This window comes from Corallococcus terminator (assembly GCF_049194865.1).
GTDB classification, from domain to species: domain Bacteria; phylum Myxococcota; class Myxococcia; order Myxococcales; family Myxococcaceae; genus Myxococcus; species Myxococcus terminator_A.
Genome location: NZ_JBLZWL010000123.1, coordinates 104129 through 127606, shown reverse-complemented (window position 1 = coordinate 127606; position 23478 = coordinate 104129). Strand labels below are relative to the sequence as shown.

Annotated in this window: 16 protein-coding genes; 12 read left to right on the top strand and 4 right to left on the bottom strand. The window is 69.5% G+C overall.

The genetic code is table 11. The annotated features are described in order from the left end of the window. Nucleotides 1–281: 281 nt before the first annotated feature. Together ACN469_RS36635 and ACN469_RS36630 are read left to right on the top strand one after the other, a co-directional pair. On the top strand, nt 282–1085 hold the full coding sequence (locus ACN469_RS36635) for an alpha/beta fold hydrolase (RefSeq protein WP_498775858.1): 804 nt from the start codon (nt 282–284) through the stop codon (nt 1083–1085). Nucleotides 1086–1150: 65 nt separating this feature from the next. Next, nucleotides 1151–3583, top strand: coding sequence for an ATP-binding protein (locus ACN469_RS36630; protein ID WP_498775856.1), 2433 nt, complete (start codon nt 1151–1153; stop codon nt 3581–3583). A 1-nt stretch (nt 3584) separates the two neighbouring features. Here ACN469_RS36630 and ACN469_RS36625 read toward each other — a convergent pair whose 3' ends face one another. Beyond that, nucleotides 3585–5258 carry a condensation domain-containing protein gene (locus tag ACN469_RS36625; RefSeq protein WP_498775854.1) on the bottom strand — a complete coding sequence of 558 codons (1674 nt, stop codon included), beginning with the start codon at nt 5256–5258 and terminating at the stop codon, nt 3585–3587. 207 nt (nt 5259–5465) lie between these two features. Beyond that, a complete protein-coding gene (locus tag ACN469_RS36620; RefSeq protein ID WP_498775852.1) occupies nt 5466–6098 on the bottom strand; it encodes a TetR/AcrR family transcriptional regulator C-terminal domain-containing protein in 633 nt (210 codons plus the stop codon). 95 nt (nt 6099–6193) lie between these two features. Here ACN469_RS36620 and ACN469_RS36615 point away from each other — a divergent pair, with 95 nt between their 5' ends. The 7 genes from ACN469_RS36615 (at nt 6194) to ACN469_RS36585 (ending at nt 14767) form a co-directional block, all read left to right on the top strand. Next, complete coding sequence (locus ACN469_RS36615; protein WP_498775850.1) at nt 6194–7669, top strand: FAD-dependent monooxygenase; 1476 nt, start codon at nt 6194–6196, stop codon at nt 7667–7669. 75 nt (nt 7670–7744) lie between these two features. Beyond that, nucleotides 7745–9301: a hypothetical protein gene (locus tag ACN469_RS36610; RefSeq protein ID WP_498775848.1), complete on the top strand. Its 1557-nt coding sequence runs from the start codon at nt 7745–7747 to the stop codon at nt 9299–9301. A gap of 75 nt (nt 9302–9376) precedes the next feature. Beyond that, the gene (locus ACN469_RS36605) at nt 9377–10027 is read left to right on the top strand and encodes a carbonic anhydrase (RefSeq protein WP_498775846.1); all 651 of its coding nucleotides are present in this window, start codon (nt 9377–9379) and stop codon (nt 10025–10027) included. A 148-nt stretch (nt 10028–10175) separates the two neighbouring features. Further along, nucleotides 10176–12182: a glycoside hydrolase family 71 protein gene (locus tag ACN469_RS36600; RefSeq protein WP_498775844.1), complete on the top strand. Its 2007-nt coding sequence runs from the start codon at nt 10176–10178 to the stop codon at nt 12180–12182. A 124-nt stretch (nt 12183–12306) separates the two neighbouring features. Next, entirely contained in the window at nt 12307–13077 is a 771-nt protein-coding gene (locus ACN469_RS36595) for a hypothetical protein (protein ID WP_498775842.1), read from the top strand. 206 nt (nt 13078–13283) lie between these two features. Continuing rightward, nucleotides 13284–14015 (top strand): DUF6310 domain-containing protein, encoded by a 732-nt coding sequence (locus ACN469_RS36590; RefSeq protein ID WP_498775840.1) that lies wholly within the window; start codon nt 13284–13286, stop codon nt 14013–14015. Beyond that, entirely contained in the window at nt 14012–14767 is a 756-nt protein-coding gene (locus tag ACN469_RS36585) for a DUF5953 family protein (protein ID WP_498775839.1), read from the top strand. Before ACN469_RS36590 ends, ACN469_RS36585 begins: the two co-directional genes overlap by 4 nt. 46 nt (nt 14768–14813) lie before the next feature. Here ACN469_RS36585 and ACN469_RS36580 read toward each other — a convergent pair whose 3' ends face one another. Continuing rightward, a complete protein-coding gene (locus ACN469_RS36580) occupies nt 14814–16121 on the bottom strand; it encodes an acetamidase/formamidase family protein (protein ID WP_498775837.1) in 1308 nt (435 codons plus the stop codon). A 116-nt stretch (nt 16122–16237) separates the two neighbouring features. On the opposite strand from ACN469_RS36580, the gene ACN469_RS36575 reads away from it, so the two are divergent. Together ACN469_RS36575 and ACN469_RS36570 are read left to right on the top strand one after the other, a co-directional pair. Continuing rightward, a complete protein-coding gene (locus ACN469_RS36575) occupies nt 16238–17611 on the top strand; it encodes an SWIM zinc finger family protein (RefSeq protein WP_498775835.1) in 1374 nt (457 codons plus the stop codon). Further along, entirely contained in the window at nt 17608–20328 is a 2721-nt protein-coding gene (locus tag ACN469_RS36570) for a DUF6493 family protein (RefSeq protein ID WP_498775833.1), read from the top strand. Before ACN469_RS36575 ends, ACN469_RS36570 begins: the two co-directional genes overlap by 4 nt. Here ACN469_RS36570 and tal read toward each other — a convergent pair. Beyond that, nucleotides 20261–21385: a transaldolase gene (tal, locus tag ACN469_RS36565; RefSeq protein ID WP_498775831.1), complete on the bottom strand. Its 1125-nt coding sequence runs from the start codon at nt 21383–21385 to the stop codon at nt 20261–20263. The genes ACN469_RS36570 and tal overlap by 68 nt on opposite strands. 168 nt (nt 21386–21553) lie before the next feature. Between tal and ACN469_RS36560 the strand changes: the two genes are divergently transcribed. After that, nucleotides 21554–23458 carry a transketolase gene (locus tag ACN469_RS36560; protein ID WP_498775829.1) on the top strand — a complete coding sequence of 635 codons (1905 nt, stop codon included), beginning with the start codon at nt 21554–21556 and terminating at the stop codon, nt 23456–23458. Nucleotides 23459–23478: the final 20 nt, after the last annotated feature.

The window sequence follows — 23478 nt, the reverse complement described above, 5'->3', positions numbered from 1 at the left end:
TTGTCATCGCCCGCCGAATCCCTCTCAACCCGACCGGCACCATGGTGGGCGGACGCGAACAATGGCGCGTCCGTCTGTGCCGGGGCCGACGCGGCCAATGTCCGGCATGGCCCGTCCGAGCTTGGCCCTAGCGGAGTCGCCCCACGTTTCCTGACCTGGAGCCACTCGGGGGTTCCCACGACACAGGGTGGGTCCGCGCGACGCTTTCGTTGAGTGGTCGACCGGAGGGCATGCGGGCACGGTCCGCGTGGGCGGGATGCCTGGGTTACACTGGCCTGGCCATGTCCAAGACGGTCCTCTCTCGAAACAATGTGCAGGTCGTCGGCCGGGGCGATGACGTGCTCGTGTTCGCCCACGGCTTCGGCACCAACCAGACAGCCTGGCGCAATCAGGTGCGGGCGTTCGAAGACACGCACCGCATCGTCCTGTTCGACCATGTCGGCGCGCAGGGCTCCGACCTGGAGGCCTACAGTCCGCATCGTTATGCGGGCCTGGAGAGCTACGCGCTGGACCTGATTGAAGTGCTGGAGGCCGTCCAGGCGCGCAACGTGTTCTACGTGGGCCACTCCATGAGCGGGATGATTGGCCTGCTCGCGGGGCTGCTGCGTCCAGAGCTCTTCCGCGGCATGGTCTTCATCAGCGCGTCCCCGCGCTACCTCAATGCCCCCGACTACCTGGGCGGCTTCGACCGGCCGGGCATCGACGCGCTCTACGAGACCATCGAGAAGCACTTCGACGCCTGGGCCAGCGGTTTCGCGCAGGCCGCGGTGGGGCCCTCCGCCACGCCCGAGGTGGTCAAGGACTTCTCCGAATCCCTCATCGCCCTGCGTCCCGACATCGCCATCGGCGTGATTCGCATCATCTTCGAGTCCGACTTCCGCGAGCAGGTCACCCGGCTGAGCGTCCCGTCCTGGGTCGTCCAGCCGCTCCACGACTTCGCCGTCCCCAACCACGTGGGCGAGTACCTGGCGAAGAGCCTCCCCAAGGGACAGATTCACTACGTCCCCAACCAGGGCCACCTGCCGCACCTCACCGCGCCGAACGAGGTCAACGCGCTCATCGCCCAGGCACTCGCCGCTTCGTGAGCCTGTCGCAGAAGGATGCGTCCGACCCACCGGGGACTTCCGTACCGTCCTCCGTGGATTCTTCGGTGACGGAGCTGATGGTCGCCGCGGTGCAGGCCCTGTCCGTCCGGGACGGCGGACAGCTCGCGCGGGTGCTGGAGGTGGTGCGTCAGGCCTGTCGCGCGGACGTGGCCGTCAGCCTGCGCCGCATCGACGCTGTCACGGTGTTCGAGCTTGCGGGTACTCCCGCCGCGCGCCCCCGGCTGGCCCACCTGGGTGAGGTCCTCTTTCGGGGCGTGCTGAGCGAGACACAGTGGTGCTTCTTCGAGCCGGGCCCTCAGGCCACCGGGCTCCCGGAGCCGCTGCGCGGGGCGATGGCGGTGCTGCCGTGGCACTCCGTCGATGACCGCAAGGGCGCCCTGCTCCTCCTGCGCCACGGCACCTCACCCTTCACGCACGCCGAGCACGCCGCGCTGCGAGCCCTGGCCGGCCTGCTGCTCACCGCCGCGCGCGAGTGTGATTTGGAAGGTGCGACGGAGACGCTGCGCGCGCGCGTGGACGCCATCACCGACGCGGTGCCCTGCGGCCTCGTCTTCCTGGAACAGAACCGCGTGGAGACGTGGGTGAACAAGCCGGGCGCCACGCTGCTGGGGCTTCCGGACGGACAGGTGCCCGCCCACCTCATGTCCCGCGCCATGGCCACGCTGCGTGAGCGCGCGACGAACCGCTCGCAAATCGAGGAGCGGATGGCGCGCATGTTCGACGGCAGCCAGCCCGAGCTGCGCAACATGCTCTGGCGCTTCGAGGCTCCGCACCAGACGCTGTCCGTCTCCTGCGTGCCCGCGCGCCGGGGCTCCGCGCGCGGCCGGCTGTGGGCCTTCCTGGACGTCACCGAGGCCCAGGACGCGCTCTCCGCCATGGGCGAGAAGAACGTGGCCCTGGACGCCGCGCGCGCGGAGGCCGACGCCGCCAACGCCGCCAAGTCCAGCTTCCTGGCCAACATGAGCCACGAGATTCGCACGCCCATGAATGGCGTGCTCGGCATGGCCCAGCTCCTGCGCGAGACGTCGCTCACCGAGGAGCAGCAGGAGTGCGTCGACGTCATCCACACCAGCGGCGACGCGCTCTTGCACCTCATCAATGACCTGCTCGACTTCTCCAAGATTGAAGCCGGCGCCTTCGAGCTGGACAGCCAGTCCTTCTCGCTGCGCCAGAACCTCAAGGAGTGCCTGGGGCTCCTGGGCCCGCAGGCGGCCACCCGGGGGCTCACCCTGCGCCACTCGGTGGATGCGGACGTGCACGACGCGCTGCTCGGCGACAAGACGCGGCTGCGCCAGGTCATCGTCAACCTGGTGGGCAACGCGCTCAAGTTCACCCACGAGGGCGGCGTCTCCGTCCACGTCTCGCGCGGTGACGCGGGCCCCGACGCCGAGGCCCGGAGCTGGCCCTTGCGCATCACCATCCAGGACACGGGCATCGGCATCCCCGCCGAGCGGATGAACCGCCTCTTCCGCTCCTTCAGCCAGGTGGACGCGTCGACGAGCCGCCACTACGGCGGCACGGGCCTGGGGCTCGCCATCAGCCTGCGGCTGGCGGAGATGATGGGCGGCACCATCCGCGTCCAGAGCACCGTGGGGGTCGGCTCCACCTTCACGCTCGAGGTCATCCTCCGGAAAGGTCAGGTGGTGCCCACCCGGCCCGTGGCCGAGCTGGACGTCACCCTGGGCCAGCGCCTGCCGCTGCGAATCCTCCTGGTGGAGGACAACCCCATCAACCAGAAGGTCGGCCTGCGCCTGTTCAAGAAGCTGGGCTACGACGCAGACGTCGCGGGCAATGGCGAGGAGTCCCTGGGCGCGCTGGAGCGCCAGTCCTATGACGTCGTCTTCATGGACGTCCACATGCCCCAGATGGATGGCCTGGAGGCCACGCGGCGCATCCGCGCGGATGCACGGCGCTATGGAAACCCTCGCATCATCGCGATGACGGCGAGTGTCATCCAGGGCGACCAGGAGCTGTGTCTCCAGGCGGGGATGAACGACTTCGTGACCAAGCCCGTGGAAGTGGGGCTGCTCGTTGCCGCGCTGGAGAACGCGGCGGAGGCACCTCGCTTCCAACCCCCTCCAGCGCCCCCAGCCGTCGCCTTCGACACGGCGGCCTTCCAGCGGTTGGAGCTGCTCACCGGCTCCGACCGGAGCGAGCTGACCACCCTGGTGCGCGACTTCCTGCGCAACGCCGACAAGCACCTGGCGTCGTTCCGCCTCGCCCTGGAGGAGCAGGACGCGGAGGCGCTGACGCGACACGCGCACAGCCTGCGCTCGAGCGCGGCCCTGTTCGGCGCGGCCCGTCTCTCCAAGACCTGCGAGGAGCTGGAGACACGCTCACAGCAGGAGCCCACCGAGCGGCTGGGAGCGCTCGTGGACTCGGCCCTCCGGGACTTCGACGAGGCCCGGCTGGCCCTGGAAGAGGCCGTGCCCGAGGTCCAGTCCGCGGGGACACCACCTTCGGACACCAGCGCCTGAGTCAGCCCGACGTCGCGGCGAGCTCCGGAGGCGTCAGCTCGTCCAGCCGCGCATCGGGCGTCTCCACCACGCGCCCCAGCAGTCGGCGGAAGCTCGCCGCGAGCCGCTCGACTTCGGCGGGCTGGAACACGTCCGCCGCGTACTCGAAGGCGCCGCGCAGGCTCCCCAGGTCCTCGCGCAAGAGCAGCGTCAGCTCGTGGCGGGCCGTCCCAGGCACCGACGCATCCGGCGTGTCCGCCAGCAGCGTGCAGCACAAGCCGGGGATGGCCAGCTCGAAGGCGGCCGCGTTCTCGAACACGCACGCCACCTGCACCGTCGGAGGCGCTCCCCGCGCATCGCGGACCTGTCGCACCACCTCGTCGAACGGCAGCTCCTGATGACTCAAGTCCTCCGTGGTGCGGACGCGGTGGCGCGCCAGCAGCTCCCGGAACGAGGGGTTGCCCGTCAGGTCACATCGCAGCGCCACGGTGTTGGCCAGACAGCCCACCACGTCGCGCAGCTCGCGCCGCCCCCGGTTGGCCACCACCGTGCCCAGCAACAGGTCCTCCTGCCCCGCATGCCGACGCAGCAGCGCGGCGAAGGCGGCCGAGAGTGCGGTGAACAACGTGGCGCCCTCCCCGCTCGCCAGCGCCTTCCACGCCGACGTCAGGGCCACGGGCACCTCGAAGCAGACCAGGCCCCCCGGCCGCGGGTCCTCCACCCCGGGCCTTCTCGACGTCAGCGTCAGGGCCGGCACCCCCTCCAGCCGCGCGCTCCAGTACTCGCGCTGTCGCGCCGCCGCCTCGCTGTCCAGCCACGTCCGCTGCCAGCGCGCCACGTCCACCCACTGACGTAAAGGCGAGGCCAGCGGCGACGGCACCCCCGCCTGGAAGACGCGATACAGGGACGCCAGCTCCCGACTGAACACCCCGAGCGACGCCCCATCCGTGATGAGCCGGTGCTGCGTCACCAACAGCACATGCGTCTGGTCCGCCAGCACCACCAGGGCCGTGCGAATCAGCGGCCCCTTCTGGAGGTCGAACGGCGTGCGGCCCTGCGCCTCGAAGAGTGTCCGGAAGGACGCGGAGCACAGCGCCTGCTCCGCGTCACCCTCCAGCTCCGCGCGCAGGTCCACGACAGGCAGCTCCCACCGGAGCGGCGATGCAACCCTTTGCGTCAGCAGGCCGTCCTGCTCGCGGAACGTCGTCCGGAACGACTCGTGGCGTCGCACGATTTCTTGGAGGCTGAGTCTCAGCGATTCGACATCCAGGGGACCGTCGAATCGCAGACCAAAATGGACGTGGAAGCGAGCACTGCCCGGTTGGAGGGTGTCGAGACGCCAGAGCCGCTGCTGGCCCGAGGAGGCGGGCGGCGACGCTCCGGAGGAGGACACGAGCGCCTCGCCGGACTCGTTCGGAGAAGACAGGGCGAACAGGGCCTCGGGGGAGGCCAGCGCGCGCGCCAGGGCTTCGATGGTGCGCTGCTCCCAGAGGAAGGACAGGGTGAGCGGCAAGCCCAGCCATTGCTCCAGGTCATGGGCCAGGGAGATGGCGCCCATGGAGTCCAGCCCCTGCTCGACGAGGGGACGTCGGGTGTCGATGGAGGCCGCGGGCATCTGCCAGTGCAGGGCGAGCCACTCCACCACCCAGCCCTCGATGGTCACATTGTGAGCAGGCAGCCGGGACTCGAATTTCACGCGAGCACTTCCACTCTGATGGAGGTGTGTGCGTGACGGGGCGACGTCAAGGACTGCTTCCAATAGTCTGACTTTCAGGCGTGCACGAGCAGACGCGGCCCATCACCTGACGTCACCTGCCAATCCCTCCCGTTTCGAGACACGCGCACCCAGGTGCTCCGCGGTCCAGGGTCGCTGTCCAATGCCTTGCGGAAACCTGGCTTGGACTCACCGTGCCTTCGGCGCGCGCCGGCTCTTCAGTCCCGCGAGGAACACCTCCAGCCCGAAAACAAAGCGCGCGTCGAAGTCGGAGTCGACCAGCGCGTCCACCGCCCGGGCCACGTGGGGAAAGCGCGACATGGCGAGCGTCCGCATCCGCTCGGCCGCCGGAGGCCCCTCGCCCTGCTGAGCCCCGAAGGCCTGCTCCTCGATGGTGAACCCGAGCACGTAGTCGAGCAACGCGAAGGTGGCCCAGCCCGCCTCCTTCGGCGGCAGGCCCAGCAGCCCCAGCGCCTCCATGAGCAGCTCGCTCACCCGGAACGTGTTCTCCGACACCACGAACGTCCCGGCGAACACCCGAGCTCCGTCCCGGTGGCGCAGGAACGCGCGCCGCAGCTCCTCCGCCACGCCCTTCACCACCGGCTCCCAGCCGTCCCCCGGTGGACGCGTGCGCGCCACGTCCTCCAGGAGCGCGTCCGCCATCGTCTCCAACAACACCTGCTTGCTCGGGAAGTGCCAGTAGAGCGACGGCGCCTGGACGGCGAGCGCCTGCGCCAACAAGCGCATCGTCAGCCCCTCCGCGCCCACCTCATCCACCAACGTCCACGCCGCCCGCACCACCTGCTCTCGCTGGATACGCATGCGCCCGGGGACCTCGCCTTGACTTGACTTGACGCCGGAATCTAACGCCGTTAGTTGAAATCTAACAACGTTAGATTGCCTGTCCGGAGCGTCCCATGAAGGAAGTCGTCGAAGTGGCCGTGGTCGGTGGAGGCCCCACCGGGTTGATGCTCGCGTGTGAGCTGGCCCTGAGGGGCGTGCGGGTGCGGCTCCTGGAGCGTCGGAGCGCGCCCGTGCGGGAGTCTCGCGCCCTGACGATGCATCCGCGCTCCCTGGAGGTCCTCGCGCTGCGCGGGCTGGAGGCGCGCTTCTTGAGCCGGGGGAGGCCGCTGCCCGCCGGGCACTTCGGGCTGCTGGACACCCGGCTGGACTTCTCCGTCCTGGACACGTCCTTCCGCTTCACGCTGTTCCTCCCGCAGGTCATCACGGAGGCGCTGCTGGAGGAGCGGGCGCGGGAGCTGGGCGTCGACCTCCGGCGCGGCCACGCGGTGGAGGCCCTGCGCCAGGACGCGGAGGGCGTGGAGCTCACGGGGAGCGCGGAGGGTGGCCCCTTCCAGTGCCGAGCGCGGTACGTGGTGGGCGCGGATGGAGCGCGCAGCGCGGTCCGTGGGCTCGCCGGCATCGGCTTTCCCGGCACGGACACCACGCGGACGTCGATGCTGGGAGACGCCGTGTTGGAGCTTCCACCGGCGACCCCCTTCCTCGTCATCACCAACGCACGGGGCAACGCCCTCATCGCCCCCATCGGGGAGGGTCTGCACCGGGCCGTCGTCACCGACGCCCGACGCGAGCACACGCCGCTGAAGGAGCCGCTCACCCTGGACGAGCTGCGCGCGAGCCTCGCCCACGTGGCGGGCTCCGACTTCGGGATGCGCGAGCCCCGGTGGATGTCGCGCTTCGGCAACGAGACGCGGCTGGCGGAAACCTACCGGCAGGGGCGCGTGCTGCTCGCCGGTGACGCCGCGCACATGCACTACCCGGCCGGCGGCCAGGGCCTCAACGTGGGACTCCAGGACGCGCTGAACCTGGGCTGGAAGCTGGCCGCCGTGCTGCGCGAGGGCGCGCCGGACACGCTGCTGGACACCTACCACCACGAGCGCCACCGCGTGGGCCACGCGCTGCTGCGCAACACGGAGGCCCAGTCCGCGCTCATGGGCTTCACGCCAGAGACGCTCGCGCTGCGCGAGCTGATGAACGGCCTGCTGCGCAACCCCACCGTGAATCGCCCGCTCGCCGAGCACCTCGGCGGACTCGACGTCGCCTACCCGGACGCGCCCGTGCCTTCGCCCCTCCAGGCCCTGCCCCCGCTGCCGGGTTGGTCGGGCCGGAGGCTTCCCAACTGGGACCTGCGGCTCTCCGACGGAAGCACGCGCCCGCTCTACTCCGCCCTGCACCCGGGACATTGGCTGTGGCTGCACGCGAAGGGAGGCCCCCATGCACCCACCCGGTGGGAGCCCGCGCCGGGCTGGACACCCCGGATGGAAGTGCTGGAGCTCGACAATTCCGACGACGCCACACCGCTCCACGGCCTCGGCGGGCTGCTGATTCGTCCGGATGGACACGCCGCATGGGCCTGGGCGGCCGGGCGGTGAAGTCGTTGTGGAGCGTTTCACTTTTCCGTGAGACTTCACGCATACCGAGACGCGTCATACGACTCTGCTAGGCTCGTGAGCCTTCAGAGGTTCCCCCTGCAGACACGCATCACGACAGGTGCCTTCCGAGCACTGGGTACGGCCGCCCTGCTCTTCCTGCTTCCCTGGGTCGTCTATGGCAGCGCCATCTCGCTGAGCTATGGCCTGCGCGACGACTACGCGATTCAGCGGGAGGCCCGCGAGGAGCCCGGGAAGATTCTGCGGGTGTGCGGCGCCATGGGCCGTCCTCTGTATGGCTGGCTCCTGGAGCGCTCCACGCGCGAGACGGACGGCGTGGCGGGCCTGGGCGGCCTGAGGGCCCTGGGCGTGCTGGGCCTGGCCCTGCTGTCGCTCGCGCTCTACTTCCTGTTCCGGGCCGAGGGGTGGCGGAGAGCTTCCGCGGCCCTGCTCGCCGCCTTCCTCACCGTGATTCCCTCCGCGCAGGTGGTCGCCAGTTGGAGCATCTGCTGGCCCCAGGCGGTGGCGCTGCTCTTGAGCGTGGGAGCGTTCGCCCTGGCGCGAAAGGGGCTGCGGCCCCCGGAGCGCGGGACGCGGCGCTGGCCCTGGTGCGTGGGCGCGGTGGTGGCCCTGGCCGCGTCGACGCTCATCTATCAGGCGAGCGGTCCGTTCTACGCGGTGCTGCTCGCGGCGGCGCTGGTGACGCGGCGGTTCGACGACCTCCGCGCGTCCGCGCGCTGGCTCGCGAGCCACCTGCTCGTCGTGGGCGGCGGACTGGGGCTCGCGTATGGCGTCACCCGGCTGACGTTCTTCTTGGGGGTCTTCACGCCGTCGCCGCGCATGGTGCTGGAGCGGCACTTCCTGGACAAGGCGGGCTGGTTCGTCACCCAGGTGCTGCCCAATGCGCTGGCGCTGACCGCGCTCAACGACACGGACGCCGCGCCCTCGTGGGGCTACTGGCCCATGGTGGGTGTGACGCTGACGGTGCTCGCGCTGGGGCTCGTCGTCGAGGGACGGCGCACGGGACGCGTGGGCGTGGGGACGTGGGTGATGGCGCTGGTGGGCCTGTCGGGCGTCGCGTACTGCGCCAGCCTGCTCGCCAGCGAGCGGTGGCCCACATACCGCACGCTCTATGCCCTCACCGGCGTGTGGAGCGTGTTCTTCTTCGCCGCCGTGCTGAAGCTGGGGGAGTCGTGGCCCACGCGAGGGCCTCGCGTGGCCGTGGCGGTGCTGGGCGGCTTCGTCGCGGTGAGCGCCCTGCTCGCGCACCAGCAATCGGTGGAGCTGTTCGCGCAGCCCCAGGGCCGGGAGCTGGAGCTGATGCGACAGGGGGCCGCCGCCATCGTCCCCGGGAGCAAGCCGCGCGTCTTCGTCCTCACCGCGCGGCAGGGCGACTCGTCCGCGTCCCAGCGCTACCTGGACGAGTTCGGCTCCGTGTCCGTCGACACCGAGTGGGTGGCCAAGGAGCTGCTCGCCACCGTCGTCCGGGAGCGCTTCCCCCACGAGCGCTCCCCACAGGCCCTCTATCGCTTCGCGGCGGGCCCCGTCCTGCCGGAGGCTCGCGCGTACGACATCCTCGTCGACATGCGGCAACTGCGGCTGTTGGCCGCCAGGCCCATCCAGCTCGCCCGCTGAAGCGTGTCCTCCGCGCACCTGAACCGGCATTCCCCCGTTGACGCGGGGGCGCCGGGCCGGGCATGCCACCGGTCCGTGCCCTCCTACGAACAGATTTTCGAGAACAACCGTCGCTGGTCCGCCGCCAAGACGAAGGACGACCCCCAGTACTTCGAGCGGCTGTCCTCGGAACACAACCCCGAGTACCTCTACATCGGCTGCTCCGACAGCCGGGTGCCCGCCAACGAAATCATGGGCGTGGAGCCCGGGGACGTCTTCGTCCACCGCAACGTCGCGAACCTGGTCAACAACGTCGACCTGAACGTGATGTCGGTCATCAACTACGCGGTCCGCCACTTGTCGGTGAAGCGCATCATCGTCTGCGGCCACTACGGCTGTCAGGGCGTGAAGGCCGCCATGCAGCCCAGGGATTTGGGCATCCTCAACCCGTGGCTGCGCAACGTGCGGGACGTCTACCGGCTCCACAAGGCGGAGCTGGACGCGCTCACGGACCCCGAGGCCCGCTACGCCCGACTGGTGGAGCTGAACGTCGTCGAGCAGTGCATCAGCATCGTCAAGACGGCCGCCGTGCAGCGCACGTATCTGGAGAGAGGCTTCCCCACCGTGCACGGCTGGGTGTTCGACATGCGCACCGGCCTGCTCCGTGACTTGGAGCTGGATTTCCCCCAGCTGCTGCGCGACGTGCAGGAGGTCTACAACCTCATGGACAAGGACTCGATGCCCTAGCGGGCGGCCTCTGGACATTCTGGGGACAAGCCAGAGGCTCTCTTGTTATCAGTGAGTTGGAAGTCTTCCGGTTTTTACACACCCCCTGGAAGACAACACCAACATGCTCTCAACACCCCCTCGTCGAGCAGTCTGGCTTGCCTTGTTCATGCCCCTCCTTGGAGCCTGCGGCCCCGCCCCGCGGCCCGAGGAGGCCCCACCCCCTTCGACGACCACGGAGGCGGGCCTCCAGGTCAGCACGCTCGTCGCGCCGGGCAGTGTGTGGAGATATCGCGACACCGGCGTGGACCCGGGCGCGGGCTGGACGGCGGTGGGCTACGCGGACACGGCGTGGAAGCAGGGCCCCGCGCAGCTCGGCTACGGCGACGGCGACGAGGCCACGGTCGTCTCCTACGGTCCCAGCACGTCGTCACGCTACGTGACGACCTGGCTGCGCAGGACGTTCACCGTCGCGGAAGCCTCTCGGGTGAGCAACGTGGTGCTGCGGCTGCTGCGTGACGACGGCGCCATCGTCTACCTGAACGGGCAGGAGGTCCTTCGCAGCAACCTGCCCTCGGGAACGGTGACGGCGTCGACGCTGGCGAGCACGGTCATCGCCGACAGCGCCGAGCTGACCTGGCACAGCGCCTCGGTGCCCACCACCCTGCTCACCTCGGGCACCAACGTGCTCGCGGTGGAGGTGCACCAGTCCACGCTCAACTCGTCGGACCTGAGCTTCGATTTGGAGCTGACCGCGGACGTCGCCGCCGCGCCCGCGACGCCGTGCTGGCCGCTGAACCTGCCGGCCCTGAGCACGCTGCGCGCGTCACCGAAGAAGGTCTTCGCACACTACTTCTCGCCCTACCCGCTCTCCCTCGACAACCGGGAGCCGTCGGTCGACTACTACGCGCGGCACTACCTGGTGCCCACCGGGGAGAACTCCAAGTTCGCGTACTGCGGCGGTCTGCTCAAGCAGCGGCCCCTGCCCCAGGCGCCTCGCGCGGCTGGCGTGGACTACGAGCTGGCGAACTTCGAGCTGGAGGTGCGCCGCGCCTCGGCGCTGGGCCTGGACGGCTTCACCTACGACATCCTCAACCACACCGGCACGCACTGGAACCGGCTGCTGAAGCTGCTGCAGGCCGCGAGCAACGTGGACAGCGGGTTCCGCATCGTCCTCATGCCGGACCTGACGTCCACCTACTCCGGCACCGACGCGGAGGCGCTGACGGCGTTCGTGAACTCCATCGCCTCGGTGGCCTCGCACCCGGCGGTGTATCACCTGGACGATGGGCGCCTGCTGCTCGCGCCGTACTACGCCGACAAGCGCACGCCGCAGTGGTGGGCCTCCGTCGTCCAGGCCCTCCAGGCGCGCGGAATCTCCTCGGCGCTGTGGCCCGTGTACGTCAACCCGTGGGTGGCGCAGACCAACGCGCTCAAGGCGGTGGTGCCGCTGCACGGCACGTCCACCTGGGGCAGTCGGACGCTCTCCGGGGCGGCGGGACAGCAGGCCAACCCCGGCACGGCGCACGGCATGGGGCTCCAGTGGATGGCGCCGGTGGCCATGCAGGACTCTCGGCCCAAGGACCTCGTCTACACGGAGGCGAACAACTCGCAGGCGCTCCGGGCCCTGTGGAGCGCGGCCATCCAGGGCGGCGCGGACTGGGTGCAGCTCATCACCTGGAATGACTATTCGGAGGCGACGGAGTTCTCCCCGTCCTCTGGCACGCAGTGGGCCGCCTTCGACCTGACGGCGTATTACACCGCGTGGTTCAAGACAGGCGTGCAGCCGCCCATCGTCCGGGACGGGTTGTATTACTTCCATCGGCAGCACTCGACGAGCGCGGCGCCGGACCTGACGAAGCAGAGCGCCGTCTACCGGCTGGTGAATGGCGCACCCGCGGCGAACGAAATCGAGCTGCTCGCGTTCCTGACGGCGCCCGCGACGCTGGAAATCGAGCTGGCGGGCAGCGTGCAGCGCACGAACGTGGCGGCGGGAATCCAGTCGTTCCGAGTTCCGCTCCAGCAGGGCACGCCGACCTTCCGGCTGGTGCGCGGCGGCGCCACGGTGGCGTCCGTGACGAGCGCCTTCCCCATCAACAACACCATCGTCTACCAGGACATGTTGTACCGCGCGGGAGGAAGCCTCTCGTGTGACCGCTCGCCCTTCTTTCCCTGACGAGGCTCGCGGGTGAGCAGTTCCATCCAGGGTCGGCCGTTGAACATCCACGGCCGGCCCTGCCTGATGCGCGCACAGGCCATGTCTAGCTTTTGAGCCACCCAATACCCACGGGAGTGGCCAGATGAGCGACAGGGCTTTCATGCCAGGGAGTCTGTACCGGGGCTGTATGACGATGGTGCTGTGTGCGGGTTTGTTCGCGGGCTGTACCTCGGGCGGTGGCGGCGACGGCCAGGAGCAGGGCGACGGCACGACGCTCCAGACAGCGTCCAGGGCGCTCGCCGCGCTGCCGCCTCGCGTCGGGCTGACGTTGCAGGTCATCCAGGACGCGGGCTCGAACCTTCCCTACTGCCGGCTGCTCAGGAGCTACCTGACGCCGCAGGTCCTTCAGGCGTACTACTCGGACCAGGGCTTCGACGGCTGCGTCGTCGCGTGGATTGGCGACACTGGCGAGAGCGTGGAGGTGAACTCGAACTACGCGGAGGACGTCTACCGCGTCTATGTGAAGCGCGCCGCCCCCGAGCTCCAGACCACGGTGTTCCACATGCTCGGCGAGGGAGTGGGCCCGGTGGACGTGCGGTTGGGCGGGCCTCCGTTGAGTGCCGTCAACACGTTCACCCTCTCCGTGGATGCACGGGGCTATCCCATCGTCGCGTGGCTCAAGCACCGCAGCGTGCACCTCCCCAACGTCGTGCTGCGCGCGGCGCGCTGGGATGGACAGCGGTGGCTGGCCATGGGTGGGGAGCTGAACGAGGTCGACTCGCCCGACTCGGTGGCGCTCAATCCCCGGCTGAGCTGGAGCGCGGAGGACCGCCCCGTGCTGACCTGGGATGAGCAGGTGAATGGCTCCACCCTGCACGTCCTGCGGACGTGGGATGGGAGCATCTGGAGATAAGCTCGCGGGCTCGAAAGGACGTAACCCTGCGACTCCATACCTGCGCCGCACTTCTGCTCTTCCTCGCGGCGTGCGCCACGTCGACACCGCTCCCGAGAAGACACTCCTCCCGAAGCCCACGGTTCGCCAACCTCCAGCGAGCGGCCGGGTTGCCGTGGACGGACGGAGGACGGTGCGCAGTCCGCGAGGCTTCCCAGCCTTGGCCCGTGCTGGCGGAGCGGTGCTATCCGGCCATCAACCATGACCGGATCCGTTTCAACGACCCGACGGGCAGGTGCGCTGTTGCCTCCACGGGCACGGTCGTCCTGGGATTCGGCCTCTGCGTCCTGGCTGCTCCCAAAATCGTCGTGGGCGCGGTGGTCGTCGTGGGCGCGGTGGTGGTGGGGCTCGTCATCCAGGAAGCACTGGAGGCGTATGAGCTGAGCGGAAGCAGTCCGGAAGAGGTGGAGCCTGTGGCCCAAACGAAGGCCGCTCCGAGTGACCTCGCCGCGAATCGGAGTCCCAAGCTGGAACCATCAGGGCAGGACTGGTTCCCCTCGGTGCCGACCGAGCCCCTGGAGCGCGAGCGCCACCCCAGGTGCAAGGCCATCCCGGTCAAGCATCGCGGTGGAGACGACGCGCATGACCAGTGCGCCGACAGGTTTCCACCCAACCGCTACCCTGGGATGGACGTGTTCGTTGACACCAAGCACTTCGACGCCCTGCAAGTCGGCGCGCGCGTGTTGTGGGAGATCAAGACCGACCAGTTCGACACCTACAGTGACTTCCTCAAGGAGCAGGTGGTCGAGAATCAAGTGGTGGAACTGCGGGAAGAGCACGCCATCGCGGTGTCCTGTGGGTATGGTTTCGTCGTGGGAGTGAGCACCGAAGAGCACAAGGATGCGCTGAAGGTCGAGGCGCGCGAACTCACGATCGTCGTCACGGGGTGCAAGCGATGACTCGGCGCAACACCCTCGGCATCATCGTCTATGCACCCGCGCTGGTGGACAACGATGGCCGCTCGCTCACCATCGTCCAGGGGATGGAACGGGCGTTTCCCGGTTTACGGCTGGAGTGGAAGCTCTCCAAGGAAGGGCAGCCTCTCCCATTGCCTCAGCGCGACGCCTGGCTCACGGAAGAGACGAGGAAGGGGAGATTCCCGCTGGTATGCAATGGCGACGAACGCTTCCCCGTGACGATCTATGGGTTGCAGATCCTCGCGAGCCAGGCGCCGGGTGGCCAACCGCTGCTGGACGTCCATGCCAGATTGCCGCTCGACGAGACCGTGCTCGGGGTCTCCGTGAATGTGCTTGAGGGCGTGGCGGAGGGTGCACAGGCATTCTGGGGACATGCGACGCCCTTCCGTGCGGGGGTGGAGATCTCACAGCAGACAATCGACCCCGTGCACAAGCCGGGGATTCCGCCCCGGGGCCTCCCGGCGCTCAAGTTCGCCGTGAAAATCGGCTCACCTGTGATTCCGTACTACCTGGGGTGGATCAACTACTGGTCGCCAGCCGCCGCTCACGCCATCGGGTTTCCAGACCCCACTCGCGACGCCGAGCTGCTCTCACGAGCTCGGCGCACGGCGACAGGAGGCTGGCTCGTGCAGCTCACGGAGGCACCGCTCGATCTCGACAACCCCGCCCACCTCGATGCGCTCCTCCGTGCCTATGAGCGCTTCCCAGCGATAGGCGGGCGCGCGGTGCCTTGAGCACTCAAGGCGTCACTCCTCGCGCGCTTGCGATGATGGCGCCGCGCTACTTCTCAGTGGGGCGGAGCTTCGCCAGTCGCGACTTGTCCAGCTTCGCGACCAGCCCGACGCTTCGTCCCGCGAGGTTGGCGACGACGTACTGCACGCTCGTCCCCATGACCTGCGCGCTCTCCGAGAGCGTCAGCCCGTAGTCCTGCTCCAGCCACTGCGTCATGCCACTGGTCGCCAGGCGCAGCGCATCATCCAGTGAGCCCGCCTGCCCGAGCACCATGAGGTGCGTGGGCGACTCCACCCGGGGCATCGACGGCGCCTTGCCACGCACGACGTCCACCGTCAGCTCCACCTCCATCGAGGTCTCCAGCGCGTACTGCGACGTCTCGCCGTCACCCTGCGCGGCATGGGCATCGCCCACATAGAGCAGGCCCCCCGGCTGGGAGACAGGCAGATAGACGGTGTTGCCCTCCACCACCTCGTTGAAGTCCATGTTCCCTCCGAAGCGCCCCGTGTCTCCCGTGGAGATGGCCGGCATCCCGAAGCCCGGCGCCACCGCCAGTCCTCCCAGCATGGGCCGCAGCGGCACCGTGAAGTCCTTCAGTCGCTCCGTCGGCGTCTCCGGACGCGCGACGCCCTTCTCCCAGTCCAGCGTCCAGCGCACGTTCTTGCCGAGCCCCGTCGCCTTCGCCGCGAGCACGGGCGTCATCGCCCTGCCGACGATGCTGTCGAGGCTGTCCGCCGAGCGCCGATTCAATCGCAGACGCTTCAGGTGGATGACCAGCATGTCCCCGGGCCGAGCATCTCCGATGAAGAACGGCCCCGTCTGCGGGTTGCCGAAGAGCGCCCGCGTGACGCCCTGCTCATCCACGCCTCCCGAGTCGAGCGTGGTCGTCTTCAGCGTGTCACCCGACCAGAGCGTCAGCACGGGCTCTCGCGTCGCGGAGAACTCGTTGGACCACGTGGTGGGCTTGAACTCGTGGCGGCGCGGAGGGCCCGAGGGCCGCTCGGCAATCCGCCGGGCGGTGAAGGCGTGCTTCACCCTCGACTGCGCGTTGTTGGTGTCGGGCATGTCCGCGGTGCCCTTCATCGTGTCCCCGCTCACCTTGCCCGTGAAGGTGGAGAGCACCTTGTTCGAGTCCGTGACAGTGAAGCGGACGTCCTGCCCCGCCCGCTCGCCCTCCAGCACGTCGCCGTCGAGCTCGCCCCCCATCCGCTTGCCGGTCCGCTCCAGCGTCATGGCCTGATAGAGCGGGTTGCCCCAGAGGTCCGTGTTGACGACCCACTGCTCCTTCACGGGAGCCTGCGCGAAGACCACCCAGGGGACACAGCAGACGAGCAACGTCACGGCGAGTCGGGTCATGTCGGCGACCACCATGCCATCCGGTTCCACCCCACGCACCCTCCAAGCGAACCAGAGGTCGCTGGACATGGAGTGGCGTCACGCTAGCGTCACTCCCGTCCCAACGAGGTGACGACGTGACGGCCCTGAGCCACACCTACCAGTACAGCGGCCCCTCGGAGCTCGTGGCCGTGGAGCGCGGACAGGCGCTGCGCCTCATGACCTCCGGGGGCGGCGCGCCCCGGCCGTACTTCTTCGAGGGGCGCCTGCTTCAGCCCCGACTGACGGCCCTGTCCCTGCGCGCCCTCTCCCGCGTGGTGGGGACGCGCTTCTTCGTCCCTCCCGCCATGCTGAACCGCATCCTGCTCGAGGCAGACCCGGTGGTGACGTGTGGACGCGGCATGCTCCGCTTCGAGGGGTTCTCCAGCTGCGCCAGCACGTATGCGCGCGTGGACCTCACACCAGAGGCCTACGAAGGTGACGTCGCGGCGTTCGGCACCACCAACGTGGACTTCAACGCGCCGATGCGCGCGGCGCTGGCCACCGTGCGCGCGGAGGAGCCGCTCTCGCTGTCCGTGGGCCACGCGGAAGTGGCGCTCCAGCGCGGCGAGGCGCGGGTGGTGGAGCGCAAGGTGCCGCTGCCACTTCGCTGGCTCAAGGGCTTCGCCGAGGTGCAGGCCTACCTGTCCCGCCTCACGCCCTTCGCGGAGCTGCCCGCCACGGAGGCCCTGCGCTTCCTGCGCGGCCTTCCTCGGGCACGCACCGGCAGGCTTCCCCACTACCTGGTGCCCCAGGGGCGCTCGGTGCGACTGAGCTCGACGGCGGCGACGGGCGCGATGCGCCTCACCGGACTGGAGCGCTTGCGCGTGCTGGAGGACCTGGTCCCCTTCGCGAAGCGACTCGTCCTGCACGCGGACCCTCGGGGCCAGGCCAGCGCCTTCGTGCTCGACCTGGGCGCCCTGCGCTTCACGCTCGCGCTGTCCGGCGAGGTGTGGCGCGGCTTCTCCGGCGAGGGACAGACGCTGTCGGCCCTGGCGCAGCGCCCCGCCGTGGAGCAGGTGCTGTCCACGCTGCGCGCGGAGCTGCGCTGGGAGGCCGTGCTGGAGCCCCGCGCGCTGGCGAGCAAGCTGTCCGCGCCCGAGGACCTCGTGTGGCACGGCCTCCAGGTCCTCGGCGTCAGGGGCCTGGTGGGCTTCGACTCGCAGACGGCCGCCTTCTTCCACCGGGAGCTGCCCTTCGACCTGGAGCAGGTGGAGGCCCTCGCGCCCCGCCTCTCCGACGCCCGCGCGCTGCTGGAGGCCGGTGCGTTGGAGCCAGACGCTTCCACTCCGAGCGCCTTTTGGGTGCGCGGCGCGGACGTCACCTACCACGCCGTGCTCGACGCGGACGGCGAGCCGCTGCGCTGTGGCTGCCCCTGGTTCTCCCGCCACGCCTTGGAGCGCGGCCCCTGCAAACACCTTCTCGCGGCGCAGCTGCACGCCCAGCGCGCCGAGGACCCCGACGCCTCATGACGACCTCGCCCCTCGATGCGCTGCTCGCCGAGCCCAGCACCGCCGCGTGCGCCACACTGCTGGAGGGACTGACTCCGGCGCAGCGAAGGCGGCTTGGCCCCGAGGTACTCAAGCGGGACAAGGCGCTCCGGGGCGAGGACTGGCCGGACTCCCCCAAGGGACATGCGCTTCGGCGCGAGCGCGTCCGCGTGCTGGCCATGCTGTGTTTCTTCACCCTCCCGCCCTCGGACTGGAAGCCCATCCTCCTGGGTGCCCTTCCCGAGGAGGCCGCCGACCTGGCCGCGAAGCTGAGACCGGACTGGCTCGACGACGCGGCCGAGCGGCTCGTCGCGCTCGCCCCGTCGTACTTCTGGGTGGCGCGCATGCTCATGAGCAAGGGGCTGTCCCATCGCCCCACCCACGACAACTACATCACGGGCATGCTCTTCGTGGACACGCGCTTCAAGCCGCACCCCTTCGACACGGACCCGCAACTGCTGGAGCACGAGGTGTGGCGCCTGTTCGAGCTCGAAGGCAACGGAGAGCTGAGCCTCGCGGCGAAGGACAAGTACACCCACCAGGAGGACAAGACCTGGGCCTCCGCCTTCTTGCGACACATGCGTCAGGGCACGCTGGAGCGAGGGCGCCTGCTGGACGCCACACTGGGCGCGCTGGAGCGAGACTTCGCGGCGTTTCGCGCGGGCTGGTTCTCCCGCTTCCACGAACGACTGGAGCCCACCCCCGAGGAACTGGCGCGACACGCGGACCGCTATCTGCGCCTGCTGGGCAGCTCCATCCCCGCGACGGTCAGCCTCGCGCTCGACGTCGTCACCGCGCTGGAAGCTCGCGCGCCCTTGCCCGTGGACTCCGTCCTGCCCGCGCTGGAGCCCGTGCTGCTGGCTCGACACAAGGCGACCGCGCAGCAGGCGGTGAAGCTCCTCAAGGCGCTCGCGGAGCGGGAGTCCGGCGCGTCTCGCGAACGAATCACCGTGGCCCTGGCCTCCGGATTCGCGCACGAGGCCGTGGACGTACAGAAGGCCGTGCTGAAGGCGCTGGAGTCCCTGGCGAAGACGCCCGACGCGACCCTGCGCGCGGCCGTCGAGGAGCGAGTGGAGGGCGTGGCGGCTTCACTGAAGAAGCAGGTCCAGGCGTGGCTCGGTGCGAGCACACCTCCCACCGCCACGAAGCCGCCCAAGGCACCCACCGGGAAGGAGCCCTCCGCGGAGCCTCGCGCGCCGGCACCTCCCACGGACGCGCGCTTCGCGGTGACACCCATCGCGAGCCTCGATGAGCTGATCTCCGCGCTCTCCGCGTGCATCGAGGACGCGGGCAACCCGATGGACGTCGAGCGCGTGCTGGATGGCGTGGCGCGACTGGGACGACAGCGCCCCGACGACTTCGCGCGGCGGACCTCCGCCCTGGCGAAGCGCGCCCGGAAGCTGAGCGCGAAGCCCTACGGAGAATCGCTGTCGGTTCGCCTCGCGGGCCTCGCGCTCGCATGGCTCGCGACTCCAGGCGAGGCCCACTCCACGCTGAGCGAGCTTCCCGAGCCCGTCTTCACTCCCGGACACGAGGTGCTCCTGCCGCTGCTGAGCGAGCGCATCTCCGACCTCGCCCGAGCCCTGGACACAGGACGCGAAGAAGGCCTGCTGTCCATGCCCACCCACGAGGGCGGATGGCTGGCCCCGGAGGCGCTGGTGGCGCGGCTGCTCTCACGCGCGCCCGAGGCGGATGAGCCCCCGCTCTCGGACCTGTGCCTCGCCCTGTGTCGGCTCGCCCCCGTGCAAGACCCGAAGGCCCTGGAGCCGCTGAAGCAGCCGATCCGCTCGCGAAGCAGCGCACTCAAGCTCGTCGCCTGGGCCCTGGGGCTGAGCAAGAGCGCACCTGCCGCGGAGGACGTGAGCGTCTCGTTGGCGCGGAGGCATCGAGGTGACACACCCGCGTCGGAGCACACGTTCGCCGTCAAGGCGCGACGCTCCGGCGAGTACACGTTCCACGACCTGTTCCTCTCGACGACGCCCAAACCTGGCTCATCCAAGAAGCTCCCGCCTCAGGACATTCCGGGCCTGATGCTCGTCAAGGGGCGAGGAGGTGGCGGCAAGCCCTACCCGCGCTGGGCGGCGACGCTCTGGCCCTCGGGCTTGGAGGACTTCTTCGCCAGCCGCGCGGAGGAGCTGGCCATGAACATCGACTGGAGCGAGGCCAACTGGAGCAACGTCGTCACCTACGAGCAGTTGCTTCACCCCTGGCTGCGACTGGGCCCCATCGCCCGACTGGTGCTCGGCATGGGTCTGGCGACGAAGGAGCCCGGTGAGCACGGCGTGAGTGTGGACGCCGCCATCTCCGCGCTCGCCACGGGGAGGCTCACCGCCGAGGAGCTCGGAGAGCTGCTGCGCGAGCTGCGCCCCACGGGGCTCATCAACCTCAAGCGCTGGTCCACGACGCTCGCGCGGGTGGCCAGTGCCTCGGAGGAACATGCCGCGCAGGTGGCCCTCGCCATCCAGCGCGCCCTGAGAAAGACGTCGAAGGACACCGCCCCTCGCGACGAGGGACCATTGGTGAAGCTGCTGCTGGAGCTGCTGGCCCAGACGGAAGGCCGGCTGACGGACGCCGAGGCATGGGACTATCTCCAGGGCACATCCCACCGGAAGGCCTTCGAGGCGCTGGCGCCTACTTCTTCTTCAGCTGCGCCCCCACTGCCCCCAGCAGCGCGTCGAACGAGTCCTCGAAGAGCTTGACGCCGTCCACCGCCAGTCGCTCGGTGACGGACTTCATCGAGACACCGCTCGCCTCCAGCTGGCGCATCGTCTCCTTGGCGCCCGCGACGTCCTCCACCAGGCTGGTGCGCACCTTGCCGTGCTCCCGGAAGGCGTCGATGGTCGCCGGGGGCATGGTGTTGACGGTGTCGGGCCCGATGAGTTCCTCCACGTAGAGCACGTCCCGCAGCTTCGGGTTCTTCGTGCTGGTGCTCGCCCACAGCACGCGCTGCACGCGAGCTCCCTTCGCCGCGAGCGCCTTCCAGCGCGCGCCGCTGAAGACCTCCTGGTAGATGCGATAGGCGAGCTTCGCGTTGGCGATGGCCACCTTGCCGCTCAGGGCCTCCAGCGTCTTGCGCTGCTCGGCGGAGGCGCCCGCCTTGAGCCGCTGCTCGATCTCCTTGTCCGCCGCCACGTCGATGCGGCTGACGAAGAACGAGGCCACGCTGGCCACCGTGCTCAAGTCACCACCGGCCTTGGCGAACTTCTCCAGCCCGCTCAGGTACGCGTCGGCGATCTGCCGGTAGCGCTCCTGACTGAAGAGCAGCGTCACGTTGATGTTGATGCCCTCCGTGATGAGCTGCTGGAAGGCGGGCACCCCGGCCTCCGTGCCGGGGACCTTGATCATCACGTTCGGCCGCGCGAGCGTCTTCCACAGGCGCCGGGCCTCCTCGAGCGTGGCCTGCGTCTGGTTCGCGAGCCGGGGGGACACTTCGAGCGACGCGAAGCCATCCTTCCCCTTCAGCGAGTCATAGACGGGCCGGAGGATGTCGGCGGCACCCTGGACGTCGCGCACGGCGAGGTGCTCGTAGACTTCATCCGCGGAGAGCCCCTTGGCGCGCGCCTCCGCGAACAGGTCCGCGTAGTCCTCGCTGCCCGACACCGCCTTCTGGAAGATGGTGGGATTGGAGGTGAGGCCCCGCAGCCCGTCCTCGTCGATGAGCTTCTTGAGCGTGCCCTGGGTGATGTAGCTCCGCTGGAGGTTGTCCACCCAGACGGCCTGGCCGAACTCCGCGAGCTGACGCAGTGGATTGTCCATGGGACACCCCTCCCCTGGTCCTCAATGTGCCCACGTCCTCCAGGCCGTGAGCAGGCCCGCGTCCCGGGGCTCCCCCGCCGGGTTGCTCCCCGAAGAGAGGACCTCCGCTTCACCGGGGACTCCACCGTCAACACCCTACGGAGGTCCCCTACAGCCTGGAGAGAGACGATGGCAGACACACTGGCAGAGCTCGCGGCGCAGCTTCGAGTCGACAGCATTCGAGCGACGACGGCGGCGGGTTCGGGACATCCCAGCTCCTCCATGTCCGCGGCGGACATCGTCGCCGTGCTGTTCCAGAAGTACCTGCGCTTCGACTTCCAGCAACCGAAGTCTCCCGACAACGACCGCTTCGTGCTCTCCAAGGGCCACGCCTGCCCGGTCCTCTATGCGGCGTTCAAGGCGGCGGGCGCCATCGACGACGCGGAGCTGCTGACGCTGCGCAAGCTCGGCAGCCGGTTAGAGGGACACCCCAATCCGCACGTGCTGCCGCTCGTGGACGTGGCCACCGGCTCGCTCGGCCAGGGGCTCGCCATTGGCGTGGGCATGGCGCTGATGGCGCGGCTGGACCAGCGGCCCTTCCGCACCTACGTGATGATGGGCGACAGCGAGACGGCCGAAGGCTCGGTCTGGGAGGCGTTCGACAAGGCGTCGCACTACGAGCTCGACACCCTCTGCGCCCTCATCGACATGAACCGCCTGGGCCAGAGCGGCCCGACGGAGCTGGGCTGGAACGACGAGGCCTATGTCGCCCGCGCCCGCGCCTTCGGCTGGCACGCGCTGGCGGTGGACGGGCATGACCTGGGCGCCATCGACCGCGCGCTGGCGGAGGCCCTCGCGACGAAGGGCAAGCCGACCTGCCTCGTCTTCAAGACGGAGAAGGGCCACGGCTACCCGGCCATCGCGAACAAGGAAGGCTGGCACGGCAAGCCCCTGTCCGAGGACCAGGCGCGCGAGGCCATCCAAGGGCTGGGCGGCGAGCGCGACCTGCGCATCGAGGTGAAGAAGCCGGAGGCCACCCGCCCCGCGCCCCAGGAGCGGTCCACGCCGCTCGCGCTGCCCCGCTACCCCACCGACGAGAAGGTGGCCACCCGCAAGGTCTACGGCGACGTCCTGAAGGCGCTGGGTGACGCGCACCCGGACCTCGTCGCGCTGGACGCGGAGGTGTCCAACTCGACGTACTCGGAGGAGCTGAAGAAGGCCCATCCCCAGCGCTACTTCGAGATGTACATCGCCGAGCAGAACATGGTGTCCAGCGGCGTGGGCATGGCGGTGCTGGGCAAGCGCGTCTTCATCAGCACCTTCGCGGCCTTCCTCTCGCGCGCTTATGACCAGATTCGCATGGCGGCCGTCTCCAACGCGACGCTGCACGTGTGCGGCAGCCACGCGGGCTGCTCCATCGGCGAGGACGGCCCCTCGCAGATGGGACTCGAGGACCTGGCGATGATGCGCGCCGTCGCGGGCAGCACCGTGCTGTACCCGAGCGATGCCAATCAGACAGCGGCGCTGATGGCCCAACTGGTGGACCTGCCCGGCATCAGCTACCTGCGCACCACGCGCGCGAAGACGCCCATCCTCTACTCCGCCACGGAGAAGTTCCCCCTTGGCGGGTGCAAGGTGCTCCGACGCTCGGACCAGGACGTGGTGACGATTGTCGCCGCGGGCATCACCCTGCATGAAGCGCTGGAGGCCCACGCGCGGCTCCAGGAGTCGGGGGTCTCCGTGCGCGTCATCGACCTGTACTCGGTGAAGCCCGTGGACGTGAAGACGCTGCGGCAGGCCGCGAAGGAGACCCAGGGACGGCTCCTCGTCGTCGAGGACCACTGGGCCGAGGGCGGGCTCGCGGACGCGGTGCTCGAGGCCTTCTCCGACGATGCCGGGCCGCTGCCTCGCGTGAAGCGCCTGGCAGTGCGCGAGCTGCCCGGCTCCGGCAAGCCCGAGGAGCTTCTGAGCGCGGCCGGCATCGACGCCGAGCACATCGTCCAGGCCGTCCTGGCCATGAAGGACGCGCCAGGCCCCACCGGCGGCGAGGCCGAGACGAAGGCCCCGCGCGCTCGCGGACGAAAGAACGCCTGAACCGGCTCCAACTGGGGCTG